The organism is Streptococcus australis, from assembly GCF_047463015.1.
Classification (GTDB): Bacteria; Bacillota; Bacilli; order Lactobacillales; family Streptococcaceae; genus Streptococcus; species Streptococcus australis_F.
The window spans coordinates 75,963-97,103 of record NZ_JASHER010000003.1; the positions used below are offsets into that span (position 1 = coordinate 75,963).

A 21,141-nucleotide genomic window follows, 5' to 3' on the forward strand; every position below is an offset into this window, starting at 1 on the left:
CCATGTTTTCAGTAAAAGATATTCGAAAATTAGTTGTCGTCAGTATCATTGGGGCTTGTGCGGTCTTTGTGGCCAATCTCTTCTTAAATTTTTACTTGGACATCGAGCAATTAGAGATTTCGAAAACCAATCCCATGATTCAGACCTACTATGATGCCCAGGTTTCGCTTTCTTGGATGGTGGCCATGGTCAGTGGGGTCGTCTTGTCCTTGACATCGATTCTTCTCATGTGTTTTTATATCAAACAATTTGTCGATGACCACAAGGAACAATTAGGAATTTTAAAGGCTTTGGGATACAGCAATGGCCAGTTGGCTAAACGGTTTTGGGCCTTTGGGCTGAGTTTTGGAGCTGGAGCGCTTCTTGGCTATCTCGCTTCATTTCTCATGATGGGACATTTTTATGACTTTCGTAATGAGAAGGGGATCCTGCCAGAAATCACCATTCATTTTCATTGGCAGCTCTTGCTTGCTTTGGTGATCCTGCCAACGACATTTTTTATGCTTCTCGCGATTGGCTATGCTAGAAGACAATTACACACGCCGGCACTTCGCTTATTGAAAAAGTCTCCAAGTCCGATCAAGGTCAAAAGGAGAAAGAGGGTTCCCAAGAAAGAGAAGGACTTCCTAAAAGAACTGTCCTCATCGCTGATTTGGGGGAGAAAATCGATCTTGTTTTTTGTGGTCTTTGGCTCTATGTGTTTTGCGGCCATGGTTCAATTGTCCTTTGGCCTCAGGGATTACACAGATGATATCATCCAAACCATGATGATCATGATTGGATTGATCCTTTCTTTCTCGATTCTCTTTTTGTCATTGGGGATTGTCGTCTCAGAAAGTCGCGAAACCTTGGCTCTTATGAAGGCTTTTGGCTTCACCGATCGTGAATGCCAAAGTCATATTCTGACTCCCTATCGTTTCTGGGCCTATTTAGGATTTGTTCTTGGGACAGCTTATCAATATGGCATCATGGAAATCTTGATTGGTGTGATCAAAGATACGGTTCCTGAAAAGATTGAGCATCACTTTGATGGGAATGTGTGCTTTTGGACCTTGATAGGTTTTGCTGTAGTTTACGAAAGCCTCTTTTATCTATCCAAAAGAAAACTCCAAAAACAAACCATCAAAGAAGTGCTCTTAGCTGAATAAATAGAAAAGAGAGTGGGACAGAAATTGGTAATTCGTTAGAATTTGATTTCGTCGTCCCACCTCCGCATAGTTGAGTAGGGCTGTAAAAGCTGATGAAATCAGCGTAGTAGAGCCCACTCAACCACTGCGTCTTGCTCGACAATCTAAAGACAATTGAGAGGCCAGGACTTTTGTCCCAGCCTTTTTCTTGTAGAATCATTGACAGGGAGAGGCTTTTCCGCTATTCTAGGGGAATAAAAGAAAGGAAAGAGAGACAGCATGAAACGGAGTTATTGGCAGGACCTGAAGGGGGCCTTTTACTTAATCTGGCGCAATAAATGGTCCTTTATCTCTGTGGGGATACTTTTGCAGTTTGTGGTTGGTATAGGAGCTGCGGCCTTGAGTTGGGTGTCCCTCAGTACGAGTGAATAGGAATACGGTTTAAATAGAAATCTGGCTTACTAGGTTTCAAGATGGCCAAATTGGAATATTCTTTAGTGATGTTACCTAAATGTTTGATTTTTCTTCCATATTCCTCTATACTAAATAGTATGAATAACGAAAGTCGTCCCTACAGTAACGCTGTCAGGGCGCTTTCTCTTTCTATAGCTTTCTTTTACAGGTGCAATCCTTTCAGACCGAGGAACTGTTTCTTTGTTCGGAAATGGACGTCTTGCTAAAGAAAACTTTACTAACTAGTATTTTAGGAGGTATCTATGCTTCAGTCATTGATTGCTGAAATCAAGGAATACAAGAAACCCTCAATTTTAGCCTCACTCTATATGGTCTTTGAGGTCATGTTTGAGATTTCTATTCCATTCATTATGGCGACGCTTCTGGACAAGGGGGTTCAGAAGGGGGATATGACCACTGTTCTTACCTATGGTCTCCTCATGTTGGTCTTTGCCTTTCTCTCTCTTTTCTGTGGGATGCAGTCGGCTCGCTACGGGGCTTTTGCATCAGCAGGTTTTGCCAAGAATCTACGGAAGGCAATCTTCAAGAAAATCCAAACCTTCTCCTTCGAAAACATCGATAGTTTCTCTTCAGGTGGTCTGGTAACCCGGATGATGACGGATGTGACCAATGTGCAGAACTCCTATCAGATGGTGATCCGGATCTGTGTGCGGGCACCTCTCAATCTGATCTTTGCCATTGTTGCCAGCTACTTGATCAATCCGCAAATGGCTAGTATCTTTATAGGGATTACTATCTTCTTGGGTCTGGTCTTGGGTGTGATCACTAAGATCGTCTATCCACTCTTTACCAAGGTCTTTGATGCCTATGATAACTTGAACAATAGCATTCAGGAAAACATCACCAACATGCGCGTGGTCAAGTCCTATGTCAAGGAAGAAGAAGAGACGGTCAAGTTTAAGAAAGCTTCTCGCTTGATCTACAACATGTTCATGAAGGCTATTCGCATCGTGATTTTGAGTAGTCCAGCCATGATGCTCTCCTTGTATGCTTCCTTTATCTTGATTTCTTGGATTGGGGCACATCTCATCGTGGGTGGAAGCTTTACCACTGGTGAGCTGACTTCTATGTTTGCCTATGTCATGACCATCCTTATGTCCCTCATGATGTTTATGATGATCTTCGTGATGCTCTCGATCTCTATGGCATCTGTAGAGCGGATCAATGAAGTCCTTGGAACAGAGTCAACCATCGTCTCTCCGGAGAATGGTCTGACAGAAGTAGCAGATGGATCCATTACCTTCGACCATGTAGACTTCGCCTACACGGACGAAAATGGCGACAAGGCCCATGTCTTGTCCGATATCAACCTCAGCATTCGCTCGGGAGAAGTGATCGGAATCCTTGGAGGGACTGGTTCTGGTAAGTCTAGTCTGGTCCAGCTCATCCCTCGTCTCTATGATGTGGAGTCTGGTAGCGTCAAGGTCGCTGGTCAGGATGTGCGAAACTATGATCTAGACCATTTGCGCAAGCAAGTTGCCATGGTGCTTCAGACCAATGTCCTTTTCTCTGGTACCATCAAGGAAAACATGCGCTGGGGGAATAAGAACGCGACGGATGAAGAAATCATAGAAGCTTGTAAGATCGCTCAAGCGGATGAATTTATCCAGAACTTTAAGGATGGCTATGATACCATGATTGAACGTGGTGGTGCCAATGTCTCAGGTGGTCAGCGCCAACGCCTCTGTATCGCCCGCGCTCTCTTGATGAATCCAAAAATCTTGATCTTGGATGATTCGACCTCAGCTGTCGATACCAAAACGGATAGTCTGATCCGTCAAGGTCTAGCGACTAGTCTCAAGGACACCACCAAAATCATCATTGGCCAACGGATATCTTCTATCCAAGATGCAGATCGAATCGTGGTCATGAATGATGGGAAGATCGATGCGATTGGTAGTCACCAAGAACTGATCGAGAGCAATGCCATCTACCGTGAAGTCTATGACATGCAAACCCAAGGGAAAGGAGGACAAGCAGATGAAGAATAAGAAAAAAGCTAGCTGGGGCTCTCTGGTACGCTTGCTAGACTATATGTGGAAGCAATATAAGTTTGTTCTTCTCCTAGCAGCTGCCCTCATCGTGACAGCCTCCCTCTCTACGGTCTATATTACGTCCTCTATCCGAGCCTTGGTAGACCAATACATCCAACCCATGTTGGATTCAGGAAGCAAGGATTTTGGACCCCTCTTAACTTTCTTATCAACACTGGCTGTGATTGGAGTGGTGGGAGTTTTGGCCAACTATGGCTTCTCCCTCATTATGGCGACAGTGTCTCAGGATGTCCTGCGCTCTCTACGGAATCAGCTCTTTGCTCGTATGCAGAAGCTCCCTGTCAAGTACTTTGATACCCACCAGCACGGGGATATCATGTCGATCTATACCAATGATATTGACGCTCTTCGCCAAGCAATCGAGCAGTCCATCCCGCAGCTCCTGCAGTCTGCCATCACCATCATCGGTGTAGCCGTCAGCATGATCATGATCAGCCCTCTCCTTTTCCTTCTCGTTCTTTCGATGGTCGGAGTCATGGCCTATGTCATCAAGGAGATCTCTGGAAAGTCTGGTCGCTATTTCGCTGACCAACAAAAGAACTTAGGGATTGAAAATGGCTTTATCGAAGAGATGATGTCAGGTCAAAAGGTAGTCAAAGCCTTTGTCCACGAAGAGGAAAGCATCGAAGCCTTTGAGCGGATCAATGACCAACTCTTTGAATCATCTTATCAAGCCAACCGCTATGCCAATGTCTTGATGCCTGTCTTGGGGAACCTGGGAAATGTCTCCTTCGTCTTGACTTCATTGGTCGGAGGGATCTTCGCCTTGAATGGTATCAGTGGCCTCACCATTGGTGGGCTCATGGCCTTCCTCCAGCTCAACCGTTCCTTCAACGGACCAATCACCCAAGTATCGCAACAGTTGAACTTTGTCCTCATGGCTCTTGCTGGGGGAGATCGGATCTTTGATCTCTTGGATGAAGAAGTCGAAGTGGATGAAGGGAAAGTCACCTTGGTCAACTATGAAGAGGTCGATGGTCGCATGGTCATCACTGATAAGAAGACCAATCTCTGGGCTTGGAAACACCCTCGGGAAAACGGCGACTACGAACTGGTCAAACTGGTCGGAAATGTCGTCTTTACAAATGTAGACTTCTCCTACAATGATAAGAACCAAATCCTCTACGATATTAACCTCTACGCGGACAAGGGGCAAAAGGTGGCCTTTGTCGGCGCGACAGGAGCAGGGAAGACTACCATTACCAACTTGATCAATCGTTTCTACGATATCCAATCAGGATCTATCACCTATGATGGGATCGATGTGAAGCTGATCGAGAAAGATTCGCTCCGTCGTTCGCTAGGGATTGTCTTGCAGGATACCCACCTCTTTACTGGAACTATCGCAGAAAATATCGCCTATGGTCGATCAGATGCGACCCGGGAGGAGATCCTGGAAGCAGCCCGCATTGCCAATGTGGATTCCTTCGTCAAACATTTGGACCAAGGATACGATACCGTCTTGAACGATGATGGAGCTGGTCTCTCTAACGGTCAACGTCAGCTGATCGCTATTGCGCGTGCAGCCTTGGCTAATGCGCCAGTCTTAATCCTTGATGAAGCAACTTCCTCAATCGACTCACGGACAGAGAAGATGGTCCAAGAGGGGATGGATCGCCTGATGGCAGGACGGACTGTCTTTGTCATCGCCCACCGTCTCTCAACCATCGTCAACTCGGATGTGATCATGGTCATGGACAAGGGACGCATCATCGAGCGAGGCAACCACGCTTCCTTGATGGCAGAACGTGGGACTTATTACCGCCTCTACACCGGTGGCCTTGAAATTGATTAATACAAAAAAGTCTGAGCTTTTCTCAGACTTTTTACTTATGGATAATGTTGTCTTTGAAACTTTCCTTAGGTGAGATCGGACGTCAGCGAACTTCGAAGAAGTTCCATGCCTTAGTTTTGAACCTAAAGTTTCAAAACTCCCGTGTGATGCTGGGACAAAAGTCCTAGCCTCTCAATTGTCTTTGGATTATCGAGCAAGACGCAGTGGTTGAGTGGGCTCTACCACGCTGATTTCATCAGCTTTTACAGCCCTACTCAACTGTGCGGAGGTGGGACGACGAAATCGAATTCTAACGAATTACCGATTTCTGTCCCACTCTCACTTTTCTCACGGCGGAAAGTTTCAGCTTCTACTTGAATCACTTTTAAACTAATACAATTTTTGTAAAATCGATGATTGTTTTATGAAAAATAGTCTGTTTATATTTAATGTCTGAGCGTTGGCTCAGACTTTTTTTCGTGGGAGTATATCTTTTTATGAATGATATAAGTGAAGGAGGAGTTGGTTCTCTCTCATTAACGATGTAAAAGGAGGAAAACATGCGCAAACGTCATCCCCATATTTCACCCACTTTGGACCTGATTGCGAAGAAAATTTTTAGTATTCCAGATGTCACTGCAAAATTTATCCAAGAGGTCCTAGACTTACCCATCCGCTCGGTAGAAATCCTAGAAGGCAATCAAATTCATGAACAAGGCTTTCTAGGTGATTACCCATTTGAGACTTCTGTAGATGTAAGGGCCAAATTAGATTCGGGCCTAGAAGTCATTATTGAGATTCAAGTCATGAAGCAGGAGTATTTTGTCAATCGCTTTTATTATTATTTGGCCAATCAGTTGATTGAAAATGTCCGGAAGAAACGGAAGAAAGGCCAGACTCATCAGATGTACGAGGATCTAGTTCCAGTTTATGGGATTGCGATTTTGGAGAAAAGTATTTTCCCTGATGAGGCTTCTCCTGTAAATGTGTATGAAGTGCGTCATGCTATCCATGGTGGACCCCTACTGGCGAATAGCAAGGGGAATCAGAGTCATAATCTATTGCGACTTGCCTTTTTAGAATTGGACAAGTATAATGAAAGGAGAAGGACGCAAGTGAGTGATCCATTGCAACAGTGGCTAGAATTCTTCGGGAATCATCCTTTTAGCCATCAACCTGATCAGGTGATCGAACAAGCAGAGTCACTCTTAATCCCATCCAATTGGACCAAGGAGGAAAAAGACATGATAGATGAACGCATCCGCCTCAGAGAAAACTGGAATATGTGTATGGAAACCTTGCTCAAAGAAACCAAGGAAGAAGCTGGCAAGATTGCATTAGAACAAGGTTTAGAACAAGGAAGAATGCAGGGGTTAGAACAAGGACGGGAAGAAGCTACCCTTCGTATCGCCCAAGAGCTCTTGGCCAATGGCTTTAGCACCGAAGATGTCCAACGGTATACCGATTTAAGTGAAGAGCAGATAGAACAGTTAAAAGCCTCCCTTTGATAAATAAAGCAGAGAGAAAAACGGGCCGAGTAGGTCCGCTTTTTTTATGACTTAACTTATTTCCATGGTATAATGGGAGGACTATTGATAGAGAAGATCAAAAGGAGACACGAGTGGATCAAAAACATCACTGCCAAGTCCTATGGGCGAGAAATAAATACCTGGTGCTGAGTCATTCCAGCAACATTTACAAGGAGATCCGGGAATACCTCAAGCAAGACCAGGTGGAGGTCAGTCACGTTGAGGACCTGATCCAGCAAGCGCTGGCCTTGCCGGAAAATCGTGGCCAGGTCTCCAATGCCTTCCAGCATATCTGGGGCTATTTCAAAAAGCAGGCGACTCCTGAGGAAAAGGCGGACTTTATGTTGCTACTTGAGAAGTACCAGCATGGCCAAGCCCAGCAAGAGGATCTGATCAAGGGGATTCAGATCCTGCTTGAGCGCTACCCGAATCGCTACTTACAAGACTCGACGCTACTAGGAGGTCAATAAATGAGACTCTGGCACCAAGACTTGATTCCCAAACTCCCTCGTCCTCAGCTCCTAGGCCAACACCGGGAGTGCTGTGCCCTGAGAGGCAATGGCTGGGGTAAAAAGCACGCGACTGTCAACTATGTCTTTGACTACTCGCCCTATCGCCTCTATGCCTATCACCGCCTGATCATGGAGGAGATGACCGCTCGTGGCTACAAGGTCAGCCCAGAGTGGTGGGAGTCGACCTACCGAGGCAAGACCTGTCCAGCTTATCAAGAGCTGGAAGAGGAAACTTTGAGCACACCTATCTATCCCGAGCACCAGGATACTTACCTGCAAGAATGCCTGGAGAACCTAGCAGAAAAAGGGATTCAATTAGACTAAGAAAAACGGACCAGATCAGGTTCGTTTTTTGCGCGAAAAACCAAGAAAATGCTTTGAAAGCATTAATTTCTTTCCCAAAAATGCTATAATAATAGGAGATTATGTACAGGAAAAGGATAGACGGATGAAGGCAGTAGCAACTCCAGAACTTGAGATTGAAAGACAGTTGATCCAGCAGTTGACATCAGGAGAAAGTCAGTGGACTTATCGCGAGGATCTCAAGAATGAAGACCAGTTATGGGAAAATTTCTTTGACAAGCTCGCGCAAAATAATGTCGCCTTGCTGGCAGACCACCCCTTGACCGACCAGGAAAAGCGCCAGATCAAGAACCAGCTTAACTTTGTCAGCTACTATGAAGCGGCCAAGTGGCTAGCGGGTGAAAATGGGATCGCCAAAGTAGAAGTCCAGCGAGAAGATGCCAGTCTAGGAACCATCCGTCTGGCGGTCATCTGGCGGGACAATATCGCAGCTGGGAAGTCGAGCTATGAAGTGGTCAACCAAGTCGAACGCGACAAGGCCTATCCACTAGACCAGGATCGACGGCTCGATACGACCCTTTTGATCAATGGCCTACCCCTCATCCATATCGAACTCAAGAGTCCCCGAGTGGCCTTTCTAGATGCCTTTCATCAGATCAAAAAGTACGACCGTGAAGGCAAGTTCCGGGGCATTTACTCCAGCTTGCAGATGTTTGTCGTGACCAATAAAGTCGACACTCGCTACATCGCTGCAGCCCGTGAAAGCAAGCTAAATAAGCAATTCCTAACCAAGTGGGTGGACAAGGATAACCAGCCCATGATCGATATCAACAGCTTTGCTCATGAGGTCCTCTCCATCCCCAGGGCCCACCAGATGGTCATGCAGTACTCAGTCATCGACGATAGCAAGAAAGCCCTCATCCTCCTGCGTCCCTACCAGATCCATGCCATCGAGGCTGTGCAGGAAGCCTCTCGCCGTCAAGAGTCGGGCTATATCTGGCATACGACCGGATCAGGCAAGACCCTGACTTCTTACAAGGTAGCACGCAATCTCTTGCAGATTCCAGCCATTCAAAAGACCATCTTTGTCGTCGACCGCAGAGACCTGGACCAGCAGACGACTTCGTCCTTTCTCTCTTATGCGGCCAATGATGTCATCGACATCGACGAGACGGACAATACCCATGAGCTAGTTAAGCGCCTAGGGGGCAATGACAAGCGCGTGGTCGTCACGACCATTCAGAAAATCACGACCATGATGCGTAAGTTCGAAGAAGGGAAGTACCAGCGGGATGCTGGGAAGATCAAGGACCTCCGCGTGGCCTTTGTCGTGGATGAGTGCCACCGGGCGGTCACCCCTCAGACACAAAAAGAGATCAAGTCCTACTTCAAGAACTCTCTCTGGTATGGCTTTACAGGAACCCCTATCTTTAAGGAAAACAAACGCAAACAAGTGGGAGATCTGGCTCAGACCACCCACCAACAGTATGGCGACCGCCTACATGAATACACGGTCAAGGAAGCCATCCATGATGGAGCGGTTCTAGGCTTTAAGGTCGACTACCGCAATACCATCATCTCAGATCTCCTAGAAGAAGATATCCCTGACCAGGCCTATGAGGACAAGGAGCACATGCTAGAAGTCCTAGATGCCATCCTCAATAAGAGCCAGCAACAGCTCAATATCCCTAAAGGGGTCGGAAAGAGCTATGAGGCGATCTTGACAGTCAAGTCCATCCCACGAGCACAGGCTTATTATAATCTGCTCAAGAGTATCCTCGCTGGCAAGGAGCGCGTCAAGGTCTCCGAGCGTGTCAAGAGCTATTTGCCAGATTTTCCAAAGTTTACCATCACCTACTCGGTGTCTGAAAATGAGGAAGAATCTATCGGCTACCAAGACCACATGAAGCAGGTCATGGAGGACTACAACCAAGAGTTTGGGACGCATTTTAGCCTAGCGGACCTGCGAGGATTTAATAGTGATGTCAATAATCGCCTGGCTAGAAAGCAGGACAAGTACCTCTACCGAAATGAACAGTTGGATTTGGTCATCGTGGTTGACCGTCTCTTGACGGGCTTTGATGCACCTTGTCTTTCTACACTCTTCATCGATCGCAAGCCAATGCGCCCACAGGACTTGATCCAGGCCTTTAGCCGGACTAATCGGATCTTTGATGACAAGAAGCACTTCGGCCATATCATCACCTTCCAGCGTCCTCAAGCCTTTAAGGAAGCCGTCGACAATGCCCTCAAGCTCTACTCCAATGGAGGAGAAAATGAGGTCCTAGCACCAAGCTGGGAAGAAGAGAAACGCAACTTCTTAAAAGCCTGGGCAGAATTTAAAGGCCAAGTCACGGACTTCGAAGAAGAAGGAGTCGCACTCGAGCAGGCCCCAACAGCTCAGCTCCGCAAGGTCGCTAAAGTCTATCAGGTCTTTGACAAGTACCAAGCCTCGATCCGCGTCTACTCAGAGTACGATAAGGAAGAGATCTATCGGGAAACAGGCCTCAGCGACAGCCAGCTCGAAGCTTATCTAGGCCTCTATCAAAATATTTTGGCGGAGATCAAGAGCAGGGATCCAGAAGTGGACAACGAAGATGAGTTGGACATCCACTATGAGCTGGAGTCTGTCCAAGTCGATGAGATCAACTATTCCTATATCCTGATGCTGATCCAGAGTATGATCCAGCAGGAGGAAAATGACGAGCAGAATCTGAGTGACAAGGATATCGCAACCGTGGACAGCTATATCGAGAGCCTGAACCGGACCAATCCAAGCCTAGCCGTGATCATCCAAAACCTTTGGATCCAAGTCCAAGAAGAGCCCGAACGCTACCGAGGACAGTCCATCACTGGAGTCTTGGACCAGATGATCGAAACCATCATCGATAGCCATATCGTAAGCTTTGCCAAAAACTGGTATATCGGAGCCGATGAACTTCGCTACTATATCCAACACTATCGCAAAGGTGCCAAAAAACAAGCCGGTGAAAGCCAGCTGACCAAGAGCCAACGCTACAAAGACTACAAGGCAGAAGTAGCAGACGCCCTCAACCCACTCAGCTACAAAAAACAAATCAAAGAAGCCTATACCCAACTGATCGAAGAGGTGATTGAACCGTTGAGAGTGGGGAGATAAAGGAGATAACGTGGATAAATTATTAGATAGTTTTGAAGTTGTATTCGGTAAAAGTTTCCGAAAGTATTTTGAAGAACAATCAAATAAACACGGCTATAAAAAATTGAATAGTTATCAAGAAGTAATTCTGGAATTTGTTCGAGATGATTCAAAAGACAGAGATAATTATTATCGTGGGACTCATACATATTTTACGCGATTTTTACTCATCAGCATTGAGAAGTTTAAGAGTAATAATGAAATTGATTTTACAGAATTAGATCATACAGGTAAATTGATTTGGCAGTTGGAACATATCATACCTCAAAGTAAATTTGAACCGGGAGATTCTGACAAGAATAAATTAGGAAATTTAACTTTATTACATAGAGATATAAATTTAAAAATATCAAACGAAAATTTTGTAGAAAAAAAGAAAGTATTACTTGATAAGGATGAGTCGAAGTTTTACATTAACGAAATTTTTAAAAGAGATAATTTTGAGAAATCAGATATTGATAAGAGAACAAGTGATTTAACAAATGATTTAAATGACATTATTGATAATCATTTTGATGCTTATTGTGAAAAAGTATTGAAAATGAAGAATATGGAGTTGAACAATGAGTAATAATAGTGTAAATGGGAAAATCTATCATTATAAAAATAATAAGGATATATTAAAAGGGTTAGATAAAAATCAACAAATCATTAAACTCAAAGAATTCATCAATAAATATTTTGTATCTAAAAATCTTGTCATATTCATAGGTTCTGGTTGTTCATCAGGAGCAATTCCGCTTATGAATAAAACGATGAGTAATATTTTAGAGAGTCATAAAAATGTTTATAAAAAAGTAAAAGAGTTTATAAATGCTAAAGATTTGGATTATCTAACCAAAAGTTTAGAATCATGTAAGAAGTGGCTAACAAAGGATGAAAGTAAAAAGGTTGATGATTTACTTAAGGAAATAAAATCAAGTAATGGTACTATCGCTAATTTTTTAAAGGGCTTGTCTAAAGAATATCAGGATTTAATAGAAGAATATATCTATAAATCTTTTTCAGATATTGAAAGTTTACTCAACTGGTTACAGAGTGGTTTAAGTTTCCAACCAAATAATAAGAACTTAAAAGAAGTGATAAGAACCTTGAAAAGTGAGTTTTTAAAAACTATACCATCTCTGGATGATGATAAATATAAAGATAGTGAAACAATAAATACTTATAATAAATTTTATCAATCTGTTTTTAAATATAGAACTGAGTTGAGTAATAAAATCAACATAGTGACAACGAACTACGATTTGTTTAATGAATATTCATTAGAAAGCAACCGCATTGTTTATTCAACAGGTTTTGAGAATAATTTATATAGAAACTTTAATGTAAATTCATTTAAGCAACGGGTAGTAGACGATACAAATAGATATAAGGATGTATGGCAACCTACTTCTAAAGAAGCTAATTTATTAAAAATACATGGTTCAATTAATTGGACTTCTGATGAAAGTGGGCAATTAATCCAAAAGGATTTTTTTAAACAGAGTGATGAAGAAATTATTATTTATCCAACAATGTTAAAGCATAGACAAACTGCACAAGCTCCATATTCAGAACTGTTTAGAGAGTTTGCAAATGTACTTCAAGTTCCAAATACAGTCCTTATTGTTATGGGATATGGTTTTCCGGACGAGCACATTAATAACATCATTTCGCAAAATCTAAAACATCAAGATTTTACTTTGATTGTTTTTGGTAATAAATCAGAAGACAATATGAAGAAATTTTTTGATGAATTTAAGACTCAAGATGGATTTCATTTAATTGGAGGAGATACGTCTTGTGATGGAGTAAAAGCCCACTACTTTAACTATATTGTTGATGAAATAATAAATCATGCTCCAAAGGTTGAATCAGAACAAGATGGAGAAGGTTTAGATGAATAGTATTGGGCGAGTAGTATCAGTCTCATATGACAGATTGATTTTTGAAGTTAGCGACTTTGAAAAATTAATTTACAATTTTAAAGGGGAAATTTATATCACCCAAGGAGTCATAGATTATGTAACTATAAAAAGTCAATTTGGAGATAAATTTGTTTACCAAGTTGTTAGAGTAGAAGACAAGGAAATTAAAATTGTTAATGATGAAAAATCAAAGTTTGACTATGTAGGGAGATTTGAATGTGTTCCTGTAGGAATATTAGAAAACGATAAAATTAACTTTAATCTAAAGAAATATCCCTTTTTACAAGATAGAGTCTATTTATCAAGTGATGAGGATTTGCAGAAGGTATTTTCTATTGAGAAAAGAGAAGCATCAATTTTATTAGGAACTATCCAAGATAAATATGATGCGCAAATTAATCTAAATAAATTGATTACTCATCATTCTGCTGTTTTAGGAAATACCGGATCAGGTAAATCGACAACAGTTAGAAAAATAATTAAAGAAATAGCAACTAAAGAAACTAGTAATTTATATTTAAATATTTTTGATGTTCATAATGAATACTCACAGATAGACGGTGTAAATAATATTGATGTGTTGAAAGATTTTTCGATAAAAATAGAGTCATTAGAGTTGCAAGATTGGTTGAATTTGATAAAACCATCAGAACTTGTACAGTTGCCTGTAGTTCAAACAGCATTGAAATTGGCTAATTGTCTATCAGAAAACAAATTAGATAGAGAAAAATTAAGCTGTTTTATAGCCTATAACTTATATCATAATCAACAATCTGATGCTGTAGCTAAACGAGCTAAAATCATTGGAATCCTACAGAATACAAGTATTGATACAACAAAGTATGATGCTCGATTTGGTAACTTCAATGGCAGTAATGATGAAACAATATTCAAATCTAATTTAAAGAGTAAAATGTATGTAAGCCATTCAGAAATAACTAAAGAAATTGAGAATGCTAGTTATATAATAAAAAGTTTTGAAGACTTATTTGAAGCTTTGAATTTTGTTTTTCTACTAGAAGAAAGTCAGGGGAATACTCAAGCAAGAGGGTATTCAGCAACCCTTGAAACTAGAATTAAACACATTCAATTCAGATATGGTAACTTGTTTAAATTAAAAAAAGATGATTGTGCTAATGAATCAAAAATTACGGTTTATAATGTTTCGGGTTTAGATGATGATTTATTGTTGTTTTTTACCACTTATATATTAAAAAAAGAGTTCAAAAAGAGTTCTGAAATAGATATAACAAATAGAGATGTCAATTTGTTTATTTTTGAAGAAGCACATAGATATATATCAAGATTAAACGAAAATAGTCTGTTTGGTGAAGTTGAAGTCTTTAAAAAGATAGCTCGTGAGGGTAGGAAATTTGGCTGTTTCTTGATGTTATCTAGCCAGCGTCCGAGCGAGTTATCTTCAACTGTTCTTTCTCAATGCAATAATTATTTAATTCATCGAATTAAAAATAATGTCGACTTAGAATATCTTCTGAAAACTATACCTTATATAAATAAAAATCAGTTAACAAGGTTTTCATATTTACCGACTGGGACAGCATTCATAGTAGGTGAGTTATACCCTATACCTGTTGAAGTGGATGTTGATGGAGAAGGTGAAATAGATATAACAGTTACTCCACAAGTGAAATTTAAGGGTAAATCTTAAGCGTTAAAAGAGTCAGGAAGAAGTGACAATGAAAAATCAGAATAGAAAAAATCCCAAAATTAGATTTAACAGATTTGATAGTGTTTGGGAAGAAGCTAAAATTGAAGATATAGTCAAAATATCTGCTGGTGGTGATGTAGATAAAGAAAGATTGAAGGAAAGTGGGAAATATCCCGTTATTGCAAATGCTTTGACAAACAAAGGAATCGTTGGTTTTTATGACGATTATAAAGTGAAAGCTCCTGCAGTGACTGTTACAGGTCGCGGAGATGTTGGATATGCAGTAGCCCGACATGAAAATTTCACTCCAATTGTTAGACTTCTGACTCTTCAATCGGAAGATATTGATGTTGATTATCTTGAAAATCAGATTAATTCAATGAGAATTTTAAATGAGTCTACGGGAGTTCCTCAACTAACAGCTCCTCAACTTGGGAACTACAAAGTGTATCATCCAGAAATAGACGAACAATCAACCATTGGCTCCCTCTTCCGCACTCTCGACGACCTTCTGGTTAGCTACAAGGACAATCTCGCCAACTACCAATCTCTCAAGGCGACCATGCTCTCCAAGATGTTTCCCAAAGCTGGTCAGACAGTTCCTGAGATTCGTTTGGATGGATTTAAAGGTGAGTGGGAGCTTCTTGAAATTAATTATTTAGCTGATGACTTTCAAAGTGGTGGCACTCCAAAAACAAATGTTCAGGAATATTGGGATGGGGATATTCCTTGGATTCAATCATCTGACTTAGAGACAAATTGTCTATTTGAAATTAAAGTTCAAAAAAGTATTTCTGAGAAAGGTTTAAAAAATTCATCAGCCAAAATAATACCAAAGGATTCAATTGCGGTTGTTACGAGAGTTGGAGTTGGGAAGTTAGCAGTGATACGTCATGAATACGCAACAAGTCAGGATTTTTTATCATTCTCAAATCTTAAATCAAATATAGAATTCACAGCATATTTACTTTATAGATTACTTCAAAAGGAGGTTACTCAACTTCAAGGGACATCAATAAAGGGTATTACTAAAGTGGAATTACTATCGAAAAAAGTACTTATACCATCTCTTCCTGAACAACAAGCCATCGGTGCCTATTTCTCTAACCTCGACAACCTCATCGCTTCTCACCAAGAAAAAATTTCTCAACTGGAAACCCTGAAAAAGAAACTCTTGCAGGATATGTTTATTTAAGGAGGAGTTATGTACAGTTCTAAAACAGATTTAATTGAAAAGTTAGAATCTGAAAGAGAAAGATTTCAAGATAACTTGAGTCAGATAGCTGATCATGAAAAAGATCTATATAGTAGAGTAGATAATTATCTATCTGAACTGATTTCTTTTATAAATGATGAGCTAAATGAAGGAGTTTTCTCTAATGATGTAACGGTAAGGTACAAAACATTACGTGATAATTTGTTAGAAAGCATCTACAATTGTTTTGGTGGTGAAATTTATCTGTATGATTCTATCTTTCCTCAAATTTTGTATAATTTCAAAGTTATTAAACTTTTCTCTTTTATTGCTAAAATAGATTCTACTACTGTTATTATAGGGGCTAATGGAGTAGGGAAAACTAGTCTTATTAATGAATTACGGAAGAATAGTATTGATGAGATGTATGTTTTACCAGCCCAGAAATTGTTATATTTTGTTTCAAATATCCATGATCGTAATGGAATTTCTAGAGAAAGATATATTCAAGATTTAAAAGAAGTCGATCTTAAATATGAAACAATTGATTTGTATCCAACAAAGATTGAAAACGATTTTTCAAATACGTTTACCAAATTAATAACATTGTTGGTAAAAGACTACACAAACATAGTTACTCGTAGATCAAGAAAAGAAAAAAATTTACCTTTAACTTTATTAGACAGAGTGGAACAAATATGGAATCAAATTTTTCCAGAAATAACATTTAATCCTGAACCTGATAATAGAGTTTTAGAAGTTGTAAGAAATGGATCTAAATATAGTATAAATGGGCTTAGTGATGGAGAACGTTGTATATTGTTTTATATTGGGAATGTACTTTTAGCTCCAGAAAATAGCTATATTGTTATTGACGAACCTGAGACTTTCTTAAACGCTGCTGTCTATAATGAATTGTGGGATTTGCTCATATTAGAGAGATCTGATTGCCAATTTGTTTTTGCTTCACATAATATGGACTTTGTTCAATCAAGAACCAATGCTACCTATATGTGGTGCAAGAAATTTGAAGCACCTTATGACCTAGATTATGAACGATTGGAAGATTCTCAAGAGTTTCCTTTATCCTTATTAACAGAAGTTTCTGGTACAAGGAAACCAATACTATTTTGTGAGGGTACTAAAACTAGTATAGATTATAAAATCTATTCTAAATTATTCAGTAAATTTTGCTTTGTAAAACCAGTACAAGGACATAAACAAGTCATCCAGCATACTAAGGCTTATAATAACTTAAACAAAATTCATGGGAATAAAGCCTATGGAATTATTGATTTTGATTGGATGGAAGAGGCGAAAATTGTAAAATATAAAAAGAAAAATATTTTTGTACTTCCTTTTAATGAGATAGAGATGCTTCTAGTGGATGAAGCAATAGTAAAGTCAGTTTTGGCATCTGATGATCTGGATAAAGAGCAAAAGTTAAATAAATTCCAAGAAGCTATTAAAAGTTTGTGTATAGAAAATAAAGAGAAGATAGTAAGTATCGCCTTAAAAAAGAAACTTGATGAATTTATGGAAAGTCATTTTATAGAGAAGAGTAAACCAACTAAACATGATGCTCAAGAATTTTTAGAAGGTTTAGTAACTAGATTTAATGTAACTTCAACAGTTAAAAATATAACTTCTATTGTTGATGAAAGCATATTTTCATCAGATTTTGCATCAATTTTAAAGGTTTGTAACTTAAAAAATGAGATTATCAATCAACTAGGGGATGATCTAATCACTCGCGACTTTAAAAATAAGTCAATAAATAGGATTACAATAAATCCCGAGTTGCAAAAATTATTGAGAAACAAATATTTTGGTGAACTTGTAACTTTGCTTAATAATAATTAAGGGTGTTAGTTTATTATAATCCTCACTTTAAACACTAAAAAACTCTTACAAGATATGTTTATCTAACCTTTAAAATAACCTTATCAGCATCCATAAGCACAGTCTTTTTCGAATAGTATAAGTGAGCCTCTTTGATTCTTTCAAAGGGTGCTCCTTAGTATTTAATAACTTAAAAGTATTTACTTTTAATAACTTTAAAGTTATAATATATTCGAAAAGAGGTTGCTTAGTGCACGAAATTTATTTTTATAAGGACAAACAGGGGAATCAACCGGTCTTGGACTATATGAGGGAGCTAGCTCGCCACGATAGCAAGGACAGCCGGATCAAACTCAACAAGCTCAACGACTATATTGAACTGTTGAGCCAGCAGGGAACCCGTGCTGGCCAACCCTACATCAAGCATCTGGATGCGGAGATTTGGGAGTTGAGACCCTTGCGGGATCGGATTTTATTCGTGGCTTGGCTGGATGGGAGCTTTGTCTTACTGCATCCTTTTGTCAAAAAGACGCAAAAGACACCTAGACGAGAGATTGAGAAAGCCAAGCGGGAGTTGCAAGATTTGAAGGAAAGAGGGCTAAGAGATGAAGAATAGTGCCATCGGCAGCAATTGGAAAGATGTGAGAGCAGAGCTCTTCACCAAGGAAGAAATCCTGGAAAGTGATCTGCGGGTCGCGATTATGACAGAGCTGATCGAAGCTCGGCATGAAAAGGGCATTAGCCAAAAGAAACTAGAAGAACTTAGTGGGGTCAGCCAACCGGTCATTGCTCGGATGGAGACGGGAAAGACCAGTCCTCAATTGGATACGGTCTTGAAAGTCTTAGCCAGTCTGGGCAAGACCCTCGCTGTCGTCCCACTGGAACAAGAAAAGGTCTAAAAGAAATCAGAAAGAACTATTATGGAAACAACACAAACCTCCCAGGCACTCTACCAAGCACTGTGGAACTCAGCGGATGTGCTCCGCTCTAAAATGGATGCCAATGACTATAAGTCTTACCTATTGGGGATGATCTTTTACAAGTACCTCTCAGATAAGTTGCTCTTCTTCGTGGCAGAGACTATGGAGGAGGAGACAGAGAGCTTAGATGAAGCCTTGGCGCTTTACCGATCCTACTATGAGGATCCATACTCTCAAGAGGACTTGATCTCTGTCATTACTGATGAGCTCAACTATGTCATCAAGCCAGACTTGACCTTTACGGCCTTGGTGGACCGGGTCAATGAAGGGACCTTTCAGCTAGAAGATCTAGCTCAGGGCTTCCGAGATATCGAGCAGAGTGACGACCTCTATGAGAATCTCTTTGAGGATATTGATCTCTACTCTAAGAAACTTGGAGCGACACCTCAAAAGCAAAACCAGCTAGTGGCTGCCGTTATGAAAGAATTGGCAGTGCTGGATGTGGCAGGTCATGCGGGTGATATGCTCGGAGATGCCTATGAGTACTTGATTGGTCAGTTTGCGACCGACTCTGGTAAGAAGGCAGGAGAGTTCTATACTCCCCAGCCTGTAGCCAAGCTCATGACCCAGATTGCCTTTTTAGGGCGTGAAGACGAGCAGGGCTTTACCCTCTACGATGCCACCATGGGATCAGGCTCGCTTTTGCTCAATGCCAAGAAGTTTTCTCACCAGCCTCAAACCGTCCAGTACTTTGGTCAGGAGCTCAATACCTCAACCTATAACTTAGCACGGATGAACATGATCCTACACGGGGTCCCGGTGGAAAACCAGTTCTTGCATAATGCGGATACGCTGGACGAAGACTGGCCGACTCAAGAGCCGACCAACTTTGATGGAGTCCTTATGAACCCACCATACTCAGCCAAGTGGTCCGCAAGCTCCGGCTTTCTCCAAGATCCTCGCTTCTCCCCATTTGGCAAGCTCGCGCCTCAGTCCAAGGCAGACTTTGCCTTTCTCTTGCATGGTTATTACCACCTCAAGCAGGACAAGGGAGTCATGGCCATCGTCCTTCCTCATGGAGTCCTTTTCCGTGGCAATGCTGAAGGAACCATTCGCAAGGCCTTGCTGGAAGAAGGGGCCATTGATACGGTGATCGGTCTTCCTGCCAATATCTTCTTCAATACCAGCATCCCAACGACGGTCATCATTCTCAAGAAGAACCGCACCAATCGGGACGTTTACTTTATCGATGCCTCTAAGGAATTTGACAAGGGCAAGAACCAGAATATCATGACGGATGCCCATATCGAGAAGATCCTTAAGGCCTATAAGAGTAGAGAGGACATGGATAAGTTTGCCCATCTAGCTAGCTTTGAGGAGATCGTCGAGAATGACTACAACCTCAATATCCCACGCTATGTGGATACCTTTGAGGAAGAAGAAGTAGAACCACTAACAGAGATCGTGGCTAAGATCAACCAAACCAATGCCACTATCGAGACCCAGACAGCCTCTCTTCTAGATATGCTCAGCCAGCTTCATGGAACGACACCAGAAGCTGATGCCGAACTCAAGAAATTTGTCCAAGAGTTTAAGGGGTAGTTCTTAATACATTTAACAGACAATTCCCTCCTTAGTTTTCTAAGGAGGGTTTTCTGTCGAGTTGTTTTTCTTGCTTCTTTTATAAAAGAGTGTATAATGTTGTAATAAAAAAGGTTACAACAAAAAACGAAACCGAAAAGGAGACACCTATGCCTTACGCATACAATAGCAAGATTTACTTGGCAGAAGCAGTCCTCAATGTGAAGGATCTGGCCCGTCAGACCGCTTTTTACACCCAGATTCTGGGTTTGGAGATTTTGTCTCAGACTGAGGAGGAAGTTCTTCTTGGGGCTGGAGGCAAGCCCTTGGTTCATCTCATCCAAACGGTTCGGACCGAGCCTGTTAAGGCTAGCTACGGTCTCTACCACATGGCCATTCTCCTACCTAGTCGGGAGGACTTGGCGGATGTCTTCAAGCATATGGCTGAGCTGAAGGTTCCCTTTGTCGGGGCTGCTGACCATGGCTACAGCGAAGCTCTCTATCTTGAAGATCCAGAGGGCAACGGTATTGAGCTCTACCGGGATAAGCCAGTTGCGGAGTGGGATATCCGTGAGGATGGTCGTATCATTGGCGTGACGGAGGAGCTCTCTGCCCAAGAGATCTATGAGATGGGCCGCAAGGTGGAGCCCTTCCAGATTGCGTCCGCTACCCGCATGGGTCATATTCACCTCTCTGTGAGAGATAGCCAAGCAGCGTCAGCCTTTTATCAGAAGGTGCTAGACCTGTCGGATAAGTTCACCGTCCCATCAGCCAGCTGGATCGCTTCTGGGGATTACCACCATCACCTGGCAGTCAATGAGTGGGGTGGCAAGCACTTGGCTAAACGTGAAGCACAGCTTCCTGGCCTAGCCTATTACATCGTCCACGTAGAAAAGAAAGAAGACTTGGTTGCCATCGCAGAGCGAGCAAAAGAGCAGGAGGCACCAGTCACCTGGCTGACCTCAAGTGAGCTCGCGTTTACAGATCCGGATGGGATCGTGACTCGAGTTAGAAAGGGTTAGAAAGCTTGATAAATTAGGGTTTTTGAGAGAAAAAACAGAAATAGTAAAAAT

The 21,141-nt window shown here is 41.3% G+C and carries 16 protein-coding genes; all 16 read left to right on the plus strand.

From position 1 onward, the window contains the following. The first annotated feature begins 2 nt into the window (after positions 1-2). The 16 genes from QM873_RS04085 (at position 3) to QM873_RS04160 (ending at position 21,090) form a co-directional block, all read left to right on the plus strand. Entirely contained in the window at positions 3-1,148 is a 1,146-nt protein-coding gene (locus QM873_RS04085; RefSeq protein ID WP_414278851.1) for an FtsX-like permease family protein, read from the plus strand. A 695-nt stretch (positions 1,149-1,843) separates the two neighbouring features. Beyond that, on the plus strand, positions 1,844-3,592 hold the full coding sequence (locus tag QM873_RS04090) for an ABC transporter ATP-binding protein (RefSeq protein WP_195348330.1): 1,749 nt from the start codon (positions 1,844-1,846) through the stop codon (positions 3,590-3,592). Next, a complete protein-coding gene (locus QM873_RS04095) occupies positions 3,582-5,450 on the plus strand; it encodes an ABC transporter ATP-binding protein (protein ID WP_195348329.1) in 1,869 nt (622 codons plus the stop codon). The genes QM873_RS04090 and QM873_RS04095 overlap by 11 nt, the downstream gene beginning before the upstream one ends. 539 nt (positions 5,451-5,989) lie before the next feature. Then, positions 5,990-6,937: an Rpn family recombination-promoting nuclease/putative transposase gene (locus tag QM873_RS04100; RefSeq protein WP_414278852.1), complete on the plus strand. Its 948-nt coding sequence runs from the start codon at positions 5,990-5,992 to the stop codon at positions 6,935-6,937. 113 nt (positions 6,938-7,050) lie between these two features. After that, a complete protein-coding gene (locus QM873_RS04105; RefSeq protein ID WP_414278853.1) occupies positions 7,051-7,428 on the plus strand; it encodes a YbgA family protein in 378 nt (125 codons plus the stop codon). Beyond that, a complete protein-coding gene (locus QM873_RS04110; RefSeq protein WP_414278854.1) occupies positions 7,429-7,794 on the plus strand; it encodes a TIGR02328 family protein in 366 nt (121 codons plus the stop codon). It abuts the gene before it with no gap. Between the two features lie 124 nt (positions 7,795-7,918). Beyond that, positions 7,919-10,912, plus strand: a complete 2,994-nt coding sequence (locus QM873_RS04115; protein WP_414278855.1) for a type I restriction endonuclease subunit R — start codon at positions 7,919-7,921, stop codon at positions 10,910-10,912. Positions 10,913-10,922: 10 nt separating this feature from the next. Continuing rightward, positions 10,923-11,522 carry an HNH endonuclease family protein gene (locus tag QM873_RS04120; RefSeq protein WP_414278856.1) on the plus strand — a complete coding sequence of 200 codons (600 nt, stop codon included), beginning with the start codon at positions 10,923-10,925 and terminating at the stop codon, positions 11,520-11,522. Next, the gene (locus QM873_RS04125) at positions 11,515-12,840 is read left to right on the plus strand and encodes an SIR2 family protein (protein WP_414278857.1); all 1,326 of its coding nucleotides are present in this window, start codon (positions 11,515-11,517) and stop codon (positions 12,838-12,840) included. Before QM873_RS04120 ends, QM873_RS04125 begins: the two co-directional genes overlap by 8 nt. Continuing rightward, complete coding sequence (locus QM873_RS04130) at positions 12,833-14,530, plus strand: ATP-binding protein (protein WP_414278858.1); 1,698 nt, start codon at positions 12,833-12,835, stop codon at positions 14,528-14,530. Before QM873_RS04125 ends, QM873_RS04130 begins: the two co-directional genes overlap by 8 nt. A 28-nt stretch (positions 14,531-14,558) precedes the next feature. Then, complete coding sequence (locus QM873_RS04135) at positions 14,559-15,725, plus strand: restriction endonuclease subunit S (RefSeq protein WP_414278859.1); 1,167 nt, start codon at positions 14,559-14,561, stop codon at positions 15,723-15,725. 9 nt (positions 15,726-15,734) lie between these two features. Beyond that, on the plus strand, positions 15,735-17,588 hold the full coding sequence (locus tag QM873_RS04140) for a DUF4435 domain-containing protein (RefSeq protein ID WP_414278860.1): 1,854 nt from the start codon (positions 15,735-15,737) through the stop codon (positions 17,586-17,588). 229 nt (positions 17,589-17,817) lie between these two features. Next, positions 17,818-18,183 carry a type II toxin-antitoxin system RelE/ParE family toxin gene (locus QM873_RS04145; protein ID WP_414278861.1) on the plus strand — a complete coding sequence of 122 codons (366 nt, stop codon included), beginning with the start codon at positions 17,818-17,820 and terminating at the stop codon, positions 18,181-18,183. After that, positions 18,173-18,466 (plus strand): helix-turn-helix domain-containing protein, encoded by a 294-nt coding sequence (locus QM873_RS04150; protein WP_021144391.1) that lies wholly within the window; start codon positions 18,173-18,175, stop codon positions 18,464-18,466. Before QM873_RS04145 ends, QM873_RS04150 begins: the two co-directional genes overlap by 11 nt. Before the next feature lie 21 nt (positions 18,467-18,487). Next, positions 18,488-20,089 (plus strand): type I restriction-modification system subunit M, encoded by a 1,602-nt coding sequence (locus tag QM873_RS04155; RefSeq protein WP_219074432.1) that lies wholly within the window; start codon positions 18,488-18,490, stop codon positions 20,087-20,089. Positions 20,090-20,238: 149 nt separating this feature from the next. Beyond that, a complete protein-coding gene (locus tag QM873_RS04160; RefSeq protein WP_120701790.1) occupies positions 20,239-21,090 on the plus strand; it encodes a VOC family protein in 852 nt (283 codons plus the stop codon). Positions 21,091-21,141 lie beyond the last annotated feature (51 nt).

Excerpts from the sequence above, each read along its gene's own strand:
- QM873_RS04085 (WP_414278851.1), top strand. The coding sequence starts at position 3 with ATGTTTTCAGTAAAAGATATTCGAAAATTAGTTGTCGTCAGTATCATT.
- QM873_RS04090 (WP_195348330.1), top strand. The coding sequence starts at position 1,844 with ATGCTTCAGTCATTGATTGCTGAAATCAAGGAATACAAGAAACCCTCA.
- QM873_RS04095 (WP_195348329.1), top strand. The coding sequence starts at position 3,582 with ATGAAGAATAAGAAAAAAGCTAGCTGGGGCTCTCTGGTACGCTTGCTA.
- QM873_RS04100 (WP_414278852.1), top strand. The coding sequence starts at position 5,990 with ATGCGCAAACGTCATCCCCATATTTCACCCACTTTGGACCTGATTGCG.
- QM873_RS04110 (WP_414278854.1), top strand. The coding sequence starts at position 7,429 with ATGAGACTCTGGCACCAAGACTTGATTCCCAAACTCCCTCGTCCTCAG.
- QM873_RS04115 (WP_414278855.1), top strand. The coding sequence starts at position 7,919 with ATGAAGGCAGTAGCAACTCCAGAACTTGAGATTGAAAGACAGTTGATC.
- QM873_RS04125 (WP_414278857.1), top strand. The coding sequence starts at position 11,515 with ATGAGTAATAATAGTGTAAATGGGAAAATCTATCATTATAAAAATAAT.
- QM873_RS04130 (WP_414278858.1), top strand. The coding sequence starts at position 12,833 with ATGAATAGTATTGGGCGAGTAGTATCAGTCTCATATGACAGATTGATT.
- QM873_RS04135 (WP_414278859.1), top strand. The coding sequence starts at position 14,559 with ATGAAAAATCAGAATAGAAAAAATCCCAAAATTAGATTTAACAGATTT.
- QM873_RS04140 (WP_414278860.1), top strand. The coding sequence starts at position 15,735 with ATGTACAGTTCTAAAACAGATTTAATTGAAAAGTTAGAATCTGAAAGA.
- QM873_RS04150 (WP_021144391.1), top strand. The coding sequence starts at position 18,173 with ATGAAGAATAGTGCCATCGGCAGCAATTGGAAAGATGTGAGAGCAGAG.
- QM873_RS04155 (WP_219074432.1), top strand. The coding sequence starts at position 18,488 with ATGGAAACAACACAAACCTCCCAGGCACTCTACCAAGCACTGTGGAAC.
- QM873_RS04160 (WP_120701790.1), top strand. The coding sequence starts at position 20,239 with ATGCCTTACGCATACAATAGCAAGATTTACTTGGCAGAAGCAGTCCTC.